This is a genomic window from uncultured Clostridium sp. (genome assembly GCF_963527835.1).
Lineage (GTDB): Bacteria > Bacillota > Clostridia > Clostridiales > Clostridiaceae > Clostridium.
This window is the reverse complement of record NZ_CAURTC010000001.1, coordinates 118,926-136,943: the sequence shown is the minus strand read 5'-3', so window position 1 is coordinate 136,943 and position 18,018 is coordinate 118,926. Positions and strand designations below refer to the sequence as shown.

Annotated in this window: 10 protein-coding genes; 9 read left to right on the top strand and 1 reads right to left on the bottom strand. The window is 25.9% G+C overall.

What is annotated here, in order from left to right:
• The first annotated feature begins 513 nt into the window (after positions 1 to 513).
• Positions 514 to 828, top strand: a complete 315-nt coding sequence (locus RYM86_RS00755) for a hypothetical protein (RefSeq protein ID WP_315076494.1) — start codon at positions 514 to 516, stop codon at positions 826 to 828.
• Between the two features lie 266 nt (positions 829 to 1,094).
• Here the strand turns inward: RYM86_RS00755 and RYM86_RS00750 are convergent, their stop codons facing one another.
• Positions 1,095 to 2,468, bottom strand: a complete 1,374-nt coding sequence (locus RYM86_RS00750; RefSeq protein WP_315076491.1) for an MATE family efflux transporter — start codon at positions 2,466 to 2,468, stop codon at positions 1,095 to 1,097.
• A gap of 435 nt (positions 2,469 to 2,903) precedes the next feature.
• Here RYM86_RS00750 and RYM86_RS00745 point away from each other — a divergent pair, with 435 nt between their 5' ends.
• The 8 genes from RYM86_RS00745 (at position 2,904) to RYM86_RS00710 (ending at position 18,011) form a co-directional block, all read left to right on the top strand.
• The gene (locus RYM86_RS00745) at positions 2,904 to 4,568 is read left to right on the top strand and encodes a ribonuclease J (protein ID WP_315076748.1); all 1,665 of its coding nucleotides are present in this window, start codon (positions 2,904 to 2,906) and stop codon (positions 4,566 to 4,568) included.
• Positions 4,569 to 4,935: 367 nt separating this feature from the next.
• A complete protein-coding gene (locus RYM86_RS00740) occupies positions 4,936 to 7,443 on the top strand; it encodes a dynamin family protein (protein ID WP_315076487.1) in 2,508 nt (835 codons plus the stop codon).
• 26 nt (positions 7,444 to 7,469) lie between these two features.
• Positions 7,470 to 8,228: a viral A-type inclusion protein gene (locus tag RYM86_RS00735; RefSeq protein ID WP_315076485.1), complete on the top strand. Its 759-nt coding sequence runs from the start codon at positions 7,470 to 7,472 to the stop codon at positions 8,226 to 8,228.
• Positions 8,229 to 8,234: 6 nt separating this feature from the next.
• Entirely contained in the window at positions 8,235 to 10,004 is a 1,770-nt protein-coding gene (locus RYM86_RS00730) for a dynamin family protein (RefSeq protein WP_315076482.1), read from the top strand.
• 250 nt (positions 10,005 to 10,254) lie between these two features.
• The gene (locus RYM86_RS00725; protein ID WP_315076480.1) at positions 10,255 to 12,057 is read left to right on the top strand and encodes a dynamin family protein; all 1,803 of its coding nucleotides are present in this window, start codon (positions 10,255 to 10,257) and stop codon (positions 12,055 to 12,057) included.
• Between the two features lie 565 nt (positions 12,058 to 12,622).
• The gene (locus RYM86_RS00720; RefSeq protein WP_315076478.1) at positions 12,623 to 13,807 is read left to right on the top strand and encodes a DegT/DnrJ/EryC1/StrS aminotransferase family protein; all 1,185 of its coding nucleotides are present in this window, start codon (positions 12,623 to 12,625) and stop codon (positions 13,805 to 13,807) included.
• A 470-nt stretch (positions 13,808 to 14,277) separates the two neighbouring features.
• A complete protein-coding gene (locus RYM86_RS00715; RefSeq protein WP_315076475.1) occupies positions 14,278 to 15,438 on the top strand; it encodes a methyltransferase domain-containing protein in 1,161 nt (386 codons plus the stop codon).
• 407 nt (positions 15,439 to 15,845) lie between these two features.
• A complete protein-coding gene (locus RYM86_RS00710; RefSeq protein ID WP_315076470.1) occupies positions 15,846 to 18,011 on the top strand; it encodes a transcriptional regulator in 2,166 nt (721 codons plus the stop codon).
• Positions 18,012 to 18,018 lie beyond the last annotated feature (7 nt).

Sequence of the window (18,018 nt, the reverse complement as noted above, 5' to 3'; positions counted from 1 at the left end):
GCAAAGTCGGACAGAGTAATTGAACTTAGGAATACTAAAAATGAGTATAGTCCAATTTCAGCTTGTTCCCAATATAAAATTGAGACAAGCAGTAAATGTGACAATACTCATTAAGAATTCTCAAAGTTCAACTACAATGCCGCTTTACATATTGCATATGTCAACATTGATTTAAGGAAGAGCCAACTTTTTTTGCACTTTTATATTAAATTTATCTTAATCAAATGATTTACTTTACTTTTATTAAGCCCTATTTTCTTTGATTCTGAAATTATATTCTTTTTTTACAAATAAAAGAAATAAATAACTAATAAAATTTTCAAAATATTATAATAATATAATTATGAGGTTTATTTATAGAAAGGAGAGTCTAATCAAAAAGTTATATATTTACAGAGGGATAATATTAGAAAGTTACGATTGTGAAGATTCTATATAAAATTGTAGTAATTGAATGCAAGACAATTGTACGAATAAGGAGTAAAAATCATGTTTTAGAAAAGTGGAGGAAATATGAGTGATATTATAGGGTACATTATAATCATAGTATTTATTGGTGGATTATCATATGGATTTATACGGCAAATAAAAGAAACAAGCTATGTAATGAAAATGAATAAATTCACTAATAGAGCCGTAATTGGAAATTTAATTTGCAGTATTTCATATGGTACGTTTCTTATATCATATATATTAAATGTATTAATAACTTTAGAAGGGTTAGAACTTTCGATTATTACATGTGAGAATACTTCTTTTAGTTGTGGAATTTTTCTTGTGATTTCACTAATAAGCAAATATATTATTGTTCATGGAAATCAGAAATAAGTTAAAATCCTAAATGTTATTATTAAAATTGTGTGAATTATGTTTTAGAGTAAATTAAAATTTAACAATTAATCTGTATTAATATAAAAATGAATGAGTTATAATCTTAATATGAAGTAAAATTATAGAAATGTTATTTGAAGTGAATAATTAAGAATACAAGTTGGACCTTTATAATAATATTATGAGGTAGTAGATAAGTATATAAAATAAAATTCCTTGGAATGTTTATTTTATCCAAGGAATTTATTTAAGATATTATTTTTTTATCCAAGAAGCTGAGTTGATTCTGTTTTTGAAAAATCTAAATCATTAATACTCATCTTATTTATAGTTTTATAATATTTTATGGCTAAAGGAAGGCAAGCTGCCATCCAAGCTATTGGACTAGCTAAACATATGCCAGTATATCCAATTATAGAAGGCAATGTAAATGCTACAATAACTCTTACTAATAATTCAGCTACACCAGCCATCATAGGGACAAATCCATCGCCAATTCCTTGCAAAGTATTTCTATATATAAATAGTAATCCAAGGAAAATAAAAAATACAGAAACTATATTAAGGTAATGTTGTGATGCTGCTAAAACATTAGGGTCTGGAGTATCAATAAATAATTTAGTGAAAGATTTCCCAAACAATGCAACTATTATTCCAGCTATAATACTTATAATGGTTGAAATAATACAGCATTTTTTGACTCCTTCTTTTATACGATCAATTTTTCCGGCACCTAAGTTTTGACCAGAATAGGTAGCCATAGTTATTCCAAAAGTAATAGCAGGTTGCATTACAAGCTGTTCAACTTTAGAAGAGGCTGTATATGCTGCTATAATAGTTGAACCAAAGGCATTAAGAGATCTTTGGATAACCATAACTCCAATTGCTGTGATTGAAAATTGAAGAGCCATAGGTAGTCCTATATTTAGATGCTCCATTGCAAACTTTCTATCAAATTTCCAATTATGTTTTTTTAATCTTAAGATGGGGAATTTTCTATATACATAGATTAAGCATAATATGCCAGAAATAGCTTGAGAAATTACTGTAGCATATGCTGCACCAGCTACCCCCATAGATAGATTAAGTATGAACACTAAGTCTAAGACTATATTTAAAATTGAAGAAATAATTAAAAAGTATAACGGTGTTTTACTATCACCAAGAGCTCTTAATATACCTGAAATCATATTATAGAAAAAGGTGGCGCCAATTCCCGCATAAATTACACTTATATAAGCATTAGCACTATTTATAATATCTTCTGGTGTATTTAGTAAGTTTAACATTGTTTTAGAAAATAAAAGACTTAAAGTAGTTATTATTATGGTTATAATGATACATAGAATTATAGAAGTTGCAACGGAATTCCTTACTCCTTCTTCATCATTAGCACCAAATTTTTGAGAAACAATAACTGAAAATCCACTGGCAATTCCCATTATAAATCCTATTATTAAAAAGAATATAGAACCTGTAGCTCCAACTGCAGCGAGAGATTGTATACCTAAAAATCTTCCAACAATAATAGTATCAACCATACTATAAAGTTGTTGAAATATATTTCCGATTAATAAGGGAATAGAAAAAAAGAGTATTAATTTAGTTGGATTTCCATTTGTCATATCTTTTGTCATAAGTTATCTCCTTTCGAAAAAATTATTAATAAATATAATAGCTAAAATAAAATTACTAGTAATTCTATTTATACAAGTTAGGTTATGTATTAAACAATAATATGTTCTAAAAGCTTTAATAACATGAAGACATTAGATACAATTAAATAGTACTATTAATTATGAAATTAAAAATTTAGAACTCTGCTTATAAAGAATATCATTTTTAATAAATTTATACAATATTTTTAAAACTCACTATACTGTAAAATTACATTTATATGTTAGTATAAGGAGTATACAAAGAATTCGAAATCGAATAACTTAAGTTTTAGGTTATATATTTAACTATATATGTAAATACTTAAAATAAGTAATAAAATTATAATTAGGGGTGAAAGCGTGGAAAATATTACAGAAAAAAAATTAAAGAGTTACAAACCAAAGAAGGTTTCATTGAAAAATAAGGAGAAATTAAAAATAATTCCATTAGGTGGACTTGGAGAAATCGGAAAGAATATTACAGCATTTGAATATGGTGATGAAATAATTGTTATAGATTGTGGTTTAGCATTCCCGGATGAAGATCTTTATGGAATTGACATCATAATTCCTGATGTTACATATTTAATAAGAAATAAACATAAAGTAAAAGCCTTTTTTATAACTCATGGTCATGAAGATCATATAGGTGGAATACCTTATGTATTGCAACAAATTAATGTTCCAGTATATGCACCAAAACTAACATTAGCATTAATTGAAAGTAAATTAGAAGAACATCATATGCTAAATGATTGTAAACTAAATCTTGTTGAAATTGGTGAAACTGTAAAATTAAAGAATTTTAATATCGAATTTATTAGAATGAATCATAGTATTCCTGATGCTTGTTCTATAGCGTTGCATACACCATTAGGAATTGTTGTACACAGTGGAGATTTTAAGGTTGATTTTACTCCAATAGATGGTCATGTAATAAATCTTCAAAGATATGCAGAACTCGGCAGAAAAGGTGTACTATTATTGATGGCAGATAGTACAAATGCATTGCATAAAGGATATACAATGTCAGAAAAAACAGTTGGAGAAACGCTAGATAATCTTTTTAGTAAAGCAACAGGAAGAGTTATAGTATCTACATTTGCATCAAATGTTCATAGACTTCAACAAATCAGTGATTGCTCTATAAAAAATAAAAGGAAAATAGCTTTTAGTGGTAGAAGTATGGAGAAAATATCAGAGATCGCAATGAATTTGGGATATTTATCTATACCAAAAGAAATGATAGTATCATTAGATGAAATAAAGAATTGTCCAAATGACCAAATTACTATTGTGACAACGGGTAGTCAAGGTGAATCAATGGCAGCTCTTTCTAGAATAGCAGCTTCTACTCATAAATATATAGAAATACAAAAGGGAGATATGGTTATAATTTCCGCATCTCCAATACCAGGAAACGAGAAAGCTGTATCAAATTTAATAAATGACTTGACTGAAAAAGGTGCCAATGTAATATATAAAACCATAGAAGACATACATGTCTCAGGTCATGCATGTGAACAAGAACTTAGAGTGATTCAAAGCTTGTTAAAACCTAAATTCTTTATTCCTGTGCATGGTGAATATAAACATTTGATTACTCATGCTAAAATTGCTCAAAGCATGGGGCTTGAAGAAGAAAATATCTTTATATTAGATACAGGTGATGTATTTGAATTGTCAAAAAACAAGGGAAAAGTTATTGGAAAAGTACCATCTGGAAGAGTCCTTATAGATGGTCTTGGAATTGGCGATGTAGGAAATATGGTCTTACGAGATAGAAAAAATTTAGCTGAAGATGGAATTATAACTGTAGTAGTAGCAATAGATAGAAGAAATAAAGTGATATTATCAGGACCAGATATAGTATCAAGAGGTTTTGTATATGTTAGGAATTCTGAAGATTTAATTAACAATGTAAGACGTATAGTTACAAAAGTTGTAGAGAAATGTTTAGATGATAATGTAACACAATGGGCAGAAATTAAAAATAGGATAAGAAGAGAAGTAGATAGTTTTGTATATACTACAATGAAAAGAAAGCCTATGATTTTACCAGTAATAGTTGAGATATAATTTACTTACATTTTGAATAATTGTTAATATTAATGAGTATTGTCTCGTTTACTGCTTGTCTCAATTTTATATTGAGAGCAAGCTAAAATGGGACTATACTCATTTTTATTATTCCTAAGTTCAATTACTCAGTCTATTTTGCTTTAATAATCAAATAAATAGTAAGAAAAGATAACATATATATCTAACAAATTTTTCTAAAATATATTGTAAAAGGTAAAAACTTAGAAAAATCTGTGGTTTCACATTTGTTTGGTGATTTTTTTGTAAATAGAAATTAGATAAATGTAGTCAATTGTGGTAATATAACAGTAAATGATTATTTATGAATACATAACATAAATTAGCATAAAAGATGGAGAAAATTATGAATAAAGATAACTATATATTAGAAACAATTGAAGATATAAAAAATATATTAGGACATAATGAATACAGAAAAAATAGATATAGTAATGATGTTGAATGGTTAAATCAACGTAAAAAACAAATAAAAAGTAATATAATAAGAATTGCTATTATGGGAATAACAAGCAGTGGAAAATCAACATTAGTAAATTCATTGCTAGGAGAAAAGCTATTACCAGTAGCTATTTTACCAAGCTCAAGTATAATAATAACAGTCTCTAAAGGCGAAAAGAGACAGGCTACTATATACTTTAAAGATAAATCTCCAGAAGTTTATGATGATACTAATTTAAATATGCAAGTTATATCTAAGTATGCCGATGAAAATAGAAATTCTAATAATAAGTTTAATGTAGCTCAGATTGATATAAAGTCACCTAACTTTTTATTAGATGACAACATTCAGTTAATAGATAGTCCAGGTTTAGATGCTTATAATTTAGAAATGCATGAAAAGTTAACTTTAGAGATTCTATTGCCAACAATAGATATTTGTGTATTTTTAACTACTGTTAAAGCTAATAGCGACCAAATTAATTTAGAAAAAATAAAAATAGTAAATGATAAAAAGAAGCAAATAATATTAGTTCAAAACATGATAGATTCTATAGAAGAAAAGATAGGTAAATATGGAATTGTTGAAGAAAATAAAGATATCATATTAGACAAGCATAAAAAAAGGGCAGAAATATTATTAGAAAAAGCAACAAGCAATAAAGGGTTTCATGTTATTCAAATTTCTTCTCTCAATGCTTTAAATGGAAGAGTAAAAAATAACAAAAATTTATATAATGAATCTAATATTGAAGGCTTTATAAAATCTATATATAGGTGTGTTAAAAACATTACCCCAAAACTAAATATTCAAAGACAAGGGAGTATTATTGAAAGAATTGATAATATAATTGATACTGACAAAGAAATTATAGATGGAAGCAATTTAGAGGATACAAGTTACATAAAAGAAATACTTAATGATATTGATGACCTTAATTATGATTTTAGGGTATCTAGAGATAAAATAACATCTAAAATTAATCTAATAGATAAGATAACACTTAATACAATAGAAGAAATAAATGATTCGGATTCAAAAGAAATAAGTAGCTATTCAGATATAGTAGAAAATATAAATAATAAGAGCAAGAAAATAGAAAATCAAATTTTAAGTATTGTAAGAGAGTGCGAAGAAAAGAAAAAGGAAATATACGAAAAACTAAATATTGACATTAGATTTTCATATTCATTACCTAGTATGGAAAGTGAAGATATATATGTTGAGCATAAATACGAAGAGAAAGTAAAACTTATAAAAAAAGATGGATTCTTTAATGTAGGAAAAAGAATTTTATCAGATATATTTGAAACCGATTGGGGATATGAAAAGCAAGAATATGATGAAAAAGTAGTAGATAAAGAAGCCACTATACTTATGGTTAAAAAGGTATGTAATGAAAGTAGTAGAAAATATATGAGTATACTATATGATTGGAGCGAACAGTATAGTAATTCTTTAAGTCTTTTTTATAGTGAAATAAGTAATATAGAAGAACAGTTTAAAAAGAAGAAAGAACAAAATATAGAGCTTTATGATATAGATAATGTTATAAAAGACTTAAAACTTATAAGAAATAAGCTGAAAAATAAATACAGCAATATAGAAGAAATAGCTTTAACATTAGATGAAGAAATAAAACATGAAAATGAAGATGGAAATCTTAACATAGAGGAAATGGAATTAACTAATGTTTCTTATAATCTTTATAAGTTAAGTAATGAAATATTTAAGAAAAGTTATTCAATAATTAGAAATTATATAGAAGAAGAAGCTTATTCTATAGCTCAAAAAGAAGTTCATCAAATATTTTGGGCTTGGGATTTAGAGGCTGCATCTAAATTTATTTCTAGGATGTATGATGTGTATTTGAATGAAGAAGAATTCGATCTTATAGAGAAACAAGGAATATATACTTTAAATAATATAACAATAGTATATGGGCTATCTCAAAATAAATTAGAAATAAATAAAGTATTAAATATTGATTCTTCAAAAGAATATAATATGTATTTACTTTTTAATGGAATTCAAATAGGTAGTTCTGAAAAGCAAATAATTGAAAATATTAATCTTAAAAATATTATCTTAAAGAATAATATGATGATAAATTTAGTTATAGATTCTAGTAGAGAATTTATAAATGCTAATAATATAAAGGAAATACTTACAGCTACTTATTCGTTTAAGAAAAAATTTAGAAATAGAATAAATAATTCTAAGATTGGCTATGTATTAGTTAATTCTAAAAATCCTATTTATAATTTAGCATTAATAGAGGGTCAAGAAAATAATGGATTTTTATTAAGTCAATATAAAGATATAAAAACTAAGCTGTTTGGAAATATATTATCTCGTGGTGATGAAGAAAAACAAACATTAGAAGAAATATTGAGCTATTTTTTAAAGTAATATTATAAAAACTAAGGAGCAAAGAAATGGATAAGAAATCTTTATTAATACAATGTGATGAAGTTACAAAAAATATGATGGATGAATTGCAACAAGACATGATAGAGTCTTTATCAAAGATATCTAAAAATATAAATGATGAACTTAAAGAAAACTTAAAACCTCTTGAAAAGAAAATCAATATATTAAAAGATGAACTTGGAGAAGATAATGAGGATATAGAAGAAAAAATAGAAGAAATAAGTGGTAATATATCAAAAATTTCAAAATGTGTAGAAGAAATTGCTGAAGAACATAATAAGCTTTTAAATGGTGGTTTAAACAGAATTGCTATAACTCTAGAAAAGTTAAAAGATCGTGTTGAAGATTCAGATAAACAATTGGAGGTTAAGTTATCAGAGGGTGTAGGAACAATAGAAAAGAAAATAAATGATTTAAATATAGAATCTTTAGAAGATAAATTAGCTATTTTAGGAGTTAAAGTGGTTAAGAATTCTGGAAATAATAAAGAAGAAATAATAAAGAAGATAGAAGAAATTAATATTGATGAAGTTGGAACAAAAGTAAGCTTGTTAGAAGATGCTATTAAGATTAATATAAATAATAGTTGTGAGGCTATAGAAAAATTAGATACAGTACATGAAAAAATGTTAGAAAAATATGAAGTAATAAATCTTATAAATGATATGGAAATTAAATTAAATAAGAAAATGAGTAATATACAAGAAGAAGTTGAATGGGGAAATAGATCATTCTTTGCAAGGATTTTTGGAAAGAGGAGATAATATTTAATGAAATATGCAGATTTAATAAATGATTCTAGATTTAATTTTTTGCTGGAAAAGTATCTTAATAAAGATAACACCGCAAATTATATAGATTATTTTAATCATTTTATTGATAACTTGAATGAAAAAGAAATAATAATACCTGTACTAGGCATTCAAGGTGCTGGAAAAAGTAGCTTTCTTAATTCTGTTTTAATGGAAGATAATATATTACCAACAGATGTTGATGAAACAACTTGTGTACCTGTAGAAGTAAGATACGGAGAGGATACTGAAAAAGCTATAGTACATTTTTTAGATAAAGAATGTAAAGAAATAAAATTATGTGATTTAGAAAAGTATGTTCATAATGATTATAATAAAGCAAATGAGCTTAAGGTATCTAAAATAATCTTATATAATAGGAATTATGTATTAAAAAACAATGTAGTACTTGTTGATTTGCCAGGAGTAGGTAGTTTAACGCCTGAAAATCAAAGAACTACATTAGACTATGTAAATAAATTAGTTTCTGGAATATTTATGTTAAGGACAAACCCTCCAATTACGAGAACGGAGAGAAATTTTATAAATGCATTATGGCCTAAATTATCAAATACGATTTTTGTTCAAAACAAGTGGAATGATGAAAATAATGAAGATGCACTTGAAGCAAAAGAACATAATGAATATGTTTTAAATAGTATATGTGAGGAACATAATGAAGCTAAAGAAATTAATGTAAATGTGGTTAATGTTTATGAAGCTGTAAAAGGTAAATTTACTAAAGATGATACACTTTATAAGGATTCAGGAATATTAAGTGTTATAGAAAATATAGGAAATGTATCTAAGGAATATAGTATAGGTTTAGAAAGGTCTTTGAATTCAAAAATAGTAGGGGCATTAGAAAATATTAACGATAATATAGAAGAATATAAGACATTATGTTTAAATGAAAAGAAACAAAATGATTTAAATAAAGAAGAAAAGATTAAAGAAATAAAAACTATACTTTTAGATAATAAAAAGAACTTTAGAAGAATTAGAGCTTATGCATACGATGAAATGGAAAAGATTATTGATTATGCATCAAGCATTATAAAAGAAAAAATAACAAATTTAAGAGCTAATTTAAAGGACATAATAAATAGAGGAATTGTAGATGGAGAAAGATTAAGCTCAATATACAAAGAATCATCTGATAAAGCTATAAATGATATTATGGATGAAGTATTGGATAAAACAAGTGAATTAATAAAAAACCTTAACAAAGAATTAAATGGCATAACAATAAAAGGTTTTTATGGTGATTATGAAAATATATCATTTTTTAATAAAGAAAGTGAATTTAAATTTGAAAAATCGCTGCCATCATTATTAGGGGTTTCTGGTGGAGTAATAGGAACACTTGGAACTGTAGGAACATTAGGTGGTCCTCTTGGAATACTTGTTGGAATGGGAATTGGAATGGCATTTTCTTTGATAGGTGATTTTGTTCGTAAGGAAATACTAGAAACTAGAGCAAATTATACATTACGAGATTTAGAGCCTATGGTTGAAGATTTAGAGAACTATTTAAAAGAAGAAATACTTGATGATTTAAGAGCAAAACAACAAGATATGGATGATTCAATAAAAGAGCTAAGAAAGAATTTAGAAAATAGCTTTAAAGATGATATTCAAAGTATAGAGAAACAATATGACTATACATATAGTGAAAACAATATATTAGAATTTGAAGATGACTTAAAAATATTAAATGAAGTCAAAGAAGATGTAGGGTTAATTTAAAGCAGGTAGTATATTTTATATGTGGAATATATATGCATAGGCAAAGTGGCATTGTAATTGGATTTTGAGAATTCTTAATAAGTATTGTCACATTTATTGCTTGTCACAATTTTATATTGGGAGCAAGCTAAAATGGAACTATAGTTATTTTAGTATTCCTAAGTTCAATTACTCAGTCCACTTTGTTTATGCATATATAAGCACATATTTTAAAATAATAGTAAAATTATTAAAGCAAGGGGATGAATATATGAATAATTTTGAAAGATGTATAAGTAGACAAAAGAGTATTGATTCAATTGTTAAAACTTTAGGAAATGATGATATTACTGAAAAGAATTTTTTAGTTAAAGATAAAATAATGAATCCTTCACATTATGTTGTTATGCTTGGAGAAACAAGCTCAGGAAAAAGTACATTAATAAATGGATTATTTAAAGATAAAATTTTATTAGAAAGTGTTAAACCAACAACTGGAGTTGTTACTGAAGTTGTTATATCTGATAAAGAGGAAGAAAAATTAATAGCTGTAAATAAGGATTCTAGCACACAAGTTATAGATAAAGATATTTTTGATAAGTTACTAGTAAACTATGATAAGGATTTACATAAGCTTAAATATGTTGGTAAGGCTAATAATTCTAAATATAATGGAATGAGAATTTTTGATACTCCAGGTTATGGATCACTTGTAGAATATCATGAGGAATCATTAAAGGGTTTTATTCCACAAAGTGATTTTATTGTATATGTAGTATCTTATAAAGTTGGAATTGGTGATGATGATTTTCAATTTTTAAAATATGTTGGAGAAATAATAAGTGAAGATGTAGAAGTTATTTTAGCCATTAATATGTGTCCAAAAGACATGTCAGAAGATAATAAGAGAATATTAGAAATTAAAAAAAGTGTTAATAAATGTATTAAAAAAGATGCAAAGACATTTTTCATAGAAAGTAATAAGGAAAAACATCCTGATACATATATGCTTTGGGAATATGTATATGAAAGAGTTAATGATGAGGATAAAAAAGAAGAACTTGCTAATAGTTTGAAAAATTATCAAGATTATATATTAAATGAATGTAATATAAAGATTAACTCTAAGGTTGCTAATGTAGAATCTAAAAAAGAAGGTATAGAAGAAAGATTAAATATACTAGGGGAATTTTTAGACAGAAAACATGAAATCTTAACAACTATAGATAGAGGATTTACAAAGATAAAAGTAAGCTCAATTAAACTTATAGATAAATCTGCAATAGATGTAAAAAATAAAATTACTGAATATGTTCATGATGAAAGCAAATGGACTAAAAAAGAAGAGACTTATACATTAATGCAAAATTATTATGTTCCAAATTTAATAAATGAAGAAACAGAAACTTTAATGCGAGATATTGAAAGTGAGATAATACTTTTAGATAAAAGAATTGAAGAAATATTAAAAGAGGCTATAGCTAAATTAGAAGAAAAGATAAAAGTAAGTATTCCATCTTACACAGAAGTTATAGAAGGTGTATTAAAGCAACACATAGGAGATGAAATACAACAAGCAACTGGAGAAATGTTTAGAAAAGCAACTGCAAAAGAAGACAAAGATAGTATAAGCAATCCAGAAGATGTGAATTTAAATAAATTAGGTCATATATTAGATACTAAATCATATAAACATACACATGAAAATTTAAAACATTTATTAAAGGCTATAAAAGCTTCATCAATAAAAGCTATTACTAAGTATCTAACTGTTTTTACTGAATCAATATTTTACTTATATGATTCATTAACATGGCAAAAGAAGATAAACGAGATTTCATTAAAAGCCATAGACAATTGGGCAGAAGATGTAGAAATGTCTATAAGAAGATACTTGGATTCTTTAAGAGAAACTAATAAGGATGAGATAATGTCTTTATTTGATGCATTAAATGAAGAATTTAAAGAAGATGAAAAGAAGTTAGAAGATATTAGCGGAGAAGAACTAATAAGACTAAAAAAAGAAATAGAATTCTTATTGCATAGATGCCTTTATATATCAATGAATAAGTAAATTTATGTTTTATTTTGAGCTAGTGCTGACATTTTAGCATAAAGCTCGTAGACTGAGGAATTTACTTTAAGAACACTAAAATAGATACTAGTCTAATTAATGCATGCTCCCAATGTAAAATTGTACTGTGTGAAAGTTCGTGTAGTCAAATGTAAAATTTGGACACTTACTTTTGACAAGCAATTAATTCAACAAATATCTATTAAGAGTTCTAAAAAGCAAATTCCAATGCTACTACGCTCTTATACTAAAATATCAACATTCATTTAAAACACAACCTTATTTAAATAACGTTAGTATATAATATTATAATTATAAAGAATTTAATTAAACATTACTATTGACTCATACCTTAGGTAGGAGTTTATAATAAATATTGAAATAGGAAATACTTAGTATAGGATGTTAAATTATTAATAAAAAATTACTAGAGATAAATTTGTTTAGGAATGATAAAAATAAAAAGTAGTATCATTAATTAAAAACAGATTTTAATTAAGAATTTACAATTATACTAATAGATAGATATTTAAATAATTTTGATATTAAGAGAGGATGAATTTTAATGACTAAGATAAAGAATATACCTTTTTCACCACCAGATATAACTGAAGAAGAAATTGAAGCAGTTTCTAATGTTTTGAGATCAGGATGGATAACATCAGGACCTCAACTTGCTAAATTTGAAGAAGGAATACAAGAATATTGTAATGTTAATAAGGCTTTAGCATTAAATAGTGCAACAGCTGCTATGGAATTAGTGCTTAAGGTTTTTGATATAAAAGAAGGAGACGAAGTTATAACTACTCCTTATACTTATACAGCCACTTCAAGTGTTTCTATACATAGAGGAATTAAACCAGTATATGTTGATGTAAAAAAAGATACGTTTGAAATGGATATAGATAAAGTAGCAGAAAAGATAACTGATAAAACAAAAGTTATTATGCCAGTTGATATTGCTGGAGTGCCTTTTGATTATGATGGACTTAAAAAAGTTTTAAAAGAAAAAAATAGAGAAGATATAATAATACTTTGTGATTCTGCACATTCTTTTGGAGCTAAATACAAGGGTGAAAGAGTTGGGTCTCAATGTAACTTCCATTCTTTCTCATTCCATGCAGTTAAGAACTTAACTACAGCAGAAGGCGGAGCAGTTACTTTTAATGATAACAACTTTGGAAATCATGAAGATTTACAAAAATATATGAGATTTACCGCTATGCATGGTCAATCAAAAGATGCATTAACAAAGCTTAAAGCTGGAGCATGGGAATATGATATCATTAATGATGGATTAAAGTGTAATATGACAGATATAAGTGCTGCAATAGGTTTAGTTCAACTTAAGAGATATGAAGATATGTTAGAAAAGAGAAGAGCTATCTTTAAAGTATATAACGATATATTATCAAAAGAAGATTTTTCAATAATACCATTTACTAAAGATGATAATGGTACAGAAACTTCTTATCATTTATATCTTTATAGAGTTAAAGGATTCAATGAAGCTAAGAGAAATGAAGCAATAAGCAGATTAGCAGAAAAGGGAATAGCAACAAACGTTCACTATAAGCCACTTCCAATGCTAACACTTTACAAAAACCTTGGATATGATATAAAAGATTATCCAAATGCTTATGCACAATATGAAAATGAAATTTCTCTTCCTGTATATACAAAATTATCTCTAGAAGATGCTGAATATGTAGCAAGAGAAGTTGTAAAAGTTATTAAAGAATTAATATAGTAATTTTAGATTTAAATTGTAATATAAAGTTTTTAGTACGTAAATTATATAACTTTGAAAAAATTAAACTAAAATAACAGAGTTAAAAATTACTTAACTATAGATTTAGTTTATATGAAAATATTAATAACAGACAATTAATTAAAAGTAGCATATTTAGTGAAAACTATTGTATGCTACTTTTTATAGTTAGTACAATTTAGTTAAAATTTAAAATACACATTTGTTTTAGAGCTATGTTTATATATACAATAGGTAAAGTGGCATTGTAATTGAGCTTTGAGAATTCTTAATGAGTATTGTCACATTTACTGCTTGTCTCAATTTTATATTGGGAGCAAGCTAAAATGGGACTATAGTCATTTTAGTATTCCTAAGTTCAATTACTCAGTCCACTTTTCTTATGTATATATAAACATTTTAGCAAAACATGTTTATGTAATTTCATTAATAAATTGGAGGGATTAATTTTGAAAATAGGGGAGTTTGCTAAAAGATCTGGAGTTACTGTAAAAACACTTTTGCATTATGATAAAATAGGACTTCTTAAACCATCTGAAAAAACAGAAGCTGGTTATAGAATTTATTGCGAAGATGATTTTTTAAGACTTCAACAAATAACTACTCTAAAGTTTATTGGGATATCATTGAGTGATATATCTCATATATTAGATGAGAGTGGAGAAAATTTAGAAAGTATGGTAAAGATCCAAAAAAAAGCTTTAGAAGAAAAAAAGAAACATATAGATTCTGTTATAGAAATATTTAATAATGCTGAGAATACTGCAAAACAAAATGGATTTTTAGATGTTAATAATTTAGTTAATATAATAAAAATAACAAATATGCAAAATAGCATAAAGGAGCAGTATAATAGCGATAAAAATTTGAATTTGAGAACTAATCTTCATAGTTATAATACAAATAAGATTGATTGGGATAAATGGTGTTTTAACAAAATGAACTCGATTAAAGGTTTAAAAATATTAGAACTAGGGTGTGGTGTAGGGAAGCTATGGCTAAAAAATCAGGAATTTATAGATGAAAATTCTGAAATTATTTTATCTGATTTTTCTCCTAATATGTTAAAAGCAGCAAAAAATAATTTAAAGAATTTAGATTATAAGTTCAAGTATAAAAAGATAAATGCAGAGGATATTCCTTATGATGATGAATGTTTTGATGTTGTTATTGCAGAACATATGCTTTATTTTGTCGCAAATATAGAAAAGGCATTAAGCGAAATAAAGAGAGTTTTAAAGTCTAATGGTGTTTTTTATGTAACAACTAATTCATGTAATTCTATGATTGAATTAAACAAATTAGCTGAAAAATTCGATTCTAATTTAGATATTAGTAATAATGGTCTTTCATCTAGATTTGATTTAGAAAATGGCAAGGAAATATTAAAAGAATATTTTAATAATATTGATTTAGACATATTAGAAGGAAAAATAATAGTAGATAAAGCAGAGCCCGTTGTATCATATAAAGCATCAACGATTCAAGGAAATTCAATACTTGTTGGAGAAAAGAGAGAAGAATTTACAAAGTATTTAGAAAAGTATATTAAAGAAAACAAAAATATAGAAATCACAACAAAGGCAGGAATATTTAAGGCTTCAAAGTGATTTGTATAGTTTTAGTAATATTATTTATATTTTTTTAGATATTTATCGTTAAAATATAATAAAAAATTCAAAAAAAGAGTAATTTATAAATGGCTTTAAAGTTGTTTTAAATTACTCTTTTTTAACGTTTATAAACTAAAAATGAAAAATAAATAAAAAAATTACAAAAAGCCCTATATTTTCTTAAATAGTTTAAGTATAACGTTGACAATTAATAAATTATCAAAAAAATATATTAAAATATATTTAAAATTAGAAAAATGTTAAAAAAATTACAAAAAAATGCTAGAAATTAAATGTAAAAATAGAATTAAATTTAAAGTTATGGTAAAATGATCCGAAAAAGGAAATGTGATTTAATTTAAGTATGAAAAGTAGCATAAAATAATTTTTGGAGGAAATATATTATGGATGTTATTCAACAAACGAATAGAACAATATTATTTGAGGAAATAAATCCTGAAAGATTGGATTTGATTTCTGTAATTGGAGATACTAAGGGATTAAGCAGCTTAAATGATGACAAAATAAAAGAAATCAACGAAAATTTTTTAGTAAGTAGTTTTGATGAATTTTTAGATAAATTCTCACCAGTTGTATATTCATTTTATAATGCAACGAATCAGAAGGTAATGTATACATTAAAAAAACCTGAAAATCTTCCAGATAACTTTGTAACAGAAATCCCTATAAACCAATCAAATGATTTTCTAAAAATGCTATTCACTTTAATAGATACTAAAAGTGCTCAGGGAATAGCAAATGTAGATTTTAAATTTGAAAATTTATTAGATATGATTTCACCTAAAAAAGTGATGGATGATATAAGACAATCTAGAAAAGAAATACAATATTTATATAGTAAATATGATGAACTAGATGATGAAGATCCAAGTAAATTAGATTTAGGAGATAAATTAAATAATTTATTTGAGAATGCTGGTGAAAATTACAATAACATAATGGCAATGCTTCCATTAGCTATTGAAGATATAAAAACAAGATTACTTTTAGGACAAGATGATAGCCAAAATGGCGGAGAAGCATTAAAAATAGGTGTATTAAGTATGGGACAAGATGGAGAACTTAAGGTTCTTGAAGCCCCTAAGAGTGAAGAAAAATCATTAATTGCAATAGATGACAAAGCAAATATAGGATTAATTGAAGCCTTTGAAGATGACTATGATGAAGTGAATGAAACAAAATCTGATTATGTAAAAAGTTTAGTTGTTAGAACTTTTTGCCCGCTTGCATCTACAATGGAAAGTGAAATAGATGTAGAACATGAAGTTGAAAATTATAATACATACCTTGAGTTCTACAAAAATTCCAAAGATGATTTTATAAAGACTGTGAAACCATTAATAGAAAAAATTGTTGGAGTAAAGATGTTTTTTGATCAATATAAGACAAAAAATAAAGGTATGAAGCCAACATTACTTGTGGTAAATAATAAGCTTAATAGATTAGTTAATTCAGCTAATTTACCAAGACTTGAAGCATATTTAAGTACTGTAAATGATAAAAATGATTTTGACAATACAATTTGGTTTGGAATAGTACCATCAATTGAATTAGAAGGTCAAAATAAAAGTGGAGCTAAAAGAGAAAGATTTAAAGGTAATAAAAAAGTTGAAAAGACAGAATGTAACACTATGGAAGATTTATCTTTACTTCTTGATACAGTACAAAAATATAGAGTACAAGTTTTCTTTAGCTTTGAAGCAAGAGAAGATACTACTTTTAATCATGTAGCAACAGCAGGTGTAGATAAATTTATGGACAGATGTGCTCCTCTTATGAGACAAACATACAGCGAATTTGCAATTCCATGTGTTCCAAACATTACAATAATTCCAAAGGAAAAATCAGGTGTAATACTTGATAGCAAAATGCTTATGACAGATGAGGGAAATGCCCAATTGTCAAAGGCAAAGGAAGATTTGTTTAAGTTATGGATTGAAGGAGTATATATTGGAAGTTCATATATTGCAGCAGGAATAGTTGCAGCATATCAATGTCCAGAATACTTAAGAGAATATTATGGCAATGTATTTTTTGATTATCCAGGAGTAAGATTTGATATTGAATCTGGAGATAATTCATTAAGAATTACTTCAACTTTAGCAAAAGAGATATCAGGGTTTACTAACGAAATCAAAAATTTAATAAATAGAAAAAACTTTGGGTTTGTATTCTCATCAGAAAATGCTAAATACCAAGGTAAAGATATAAAGCAAATTACAGTTTACAAGGCAAGAAGCCTTCAAGCGACTGAAAATGATTTTGAATCAATGTATAAGACTTTAGTTACAACTTATATAGAAAGAATGCTAAGATTTTATACCAATGACTTTAAAGAAGATAATATAGTTAAATTCTTTAGTAATAATCCTAATAGCGTTAAGAGTAAATGGATGTCAAATAAAGAATTTATTAATGCAATAATACAAGATGGAGATGACATTAACTTTGTTATAAATGATAAGAGTGGAACATGCAACATTGATCTTGTATTTAATGGTAATGTGAAAAATCTTGAAGTTGAAATTACTAGAACTGAAGCTAGCTAATTCTAAT

Excerpts from the sequence above, each read along its gene's own strand:
- RYM86_RS00755 (WP_315076494.1), top strand. The coding sequence starts at position 514 with ATGAGTGATATTATAGGGTACATTATAATCATAGTATTTATTGGTGGA.
- RYM86_RS00750 (WP_315076491.1), bottom strand. The coding sequence starts at position 2,468 with ATGACAAAAGATATGACAAATGGAAATCCAACTAAATTAATACTCTTT.
- RYM86_RS00740 (WP_315076487.1), top strand. The coding sequence starts at position 4,936 with ATGAATAAAGATAACTATATATTAGAAACAATTGAAGATATAAAAAAT.
- RYM86_RS00735 (WP_315076485.1), top strand. The coding sequence starts at position 7,470 with ATGGATAAGAAATCTTTATTAATACAATGTGATGAAGTTACAAAAAAT.
- RYM86_RS00730 (WP_315076482.1), top strand. The coding sequence starts at position 8,235 with ATGAAATATGCAGATTTAATAAATGATTCTAGATTTAATTTTTTGCTG.
- RYM86_RS00725 (WP_315076480.1), top strand. The coding sequence starts at position 10,255 with ATGAATAATTTTGAAAGATGTATAAGTAGACAAAAGAGTATTGATTCA.
- RYM86_RS00720 (WP_315076478.1), top strand. The coding sequence starts at position 12,623 with ATGACTAAGATAAAGAATATACCTTTTTCACCACCAGATATAACTGAA.
- RYM86_RS00710 (WP_315076470.1), top strand. The coding sequence starts at position 15,846 with ATGGATGTTATTCAACAAACGAATAGAACAATATTATTTGAGGAAATA.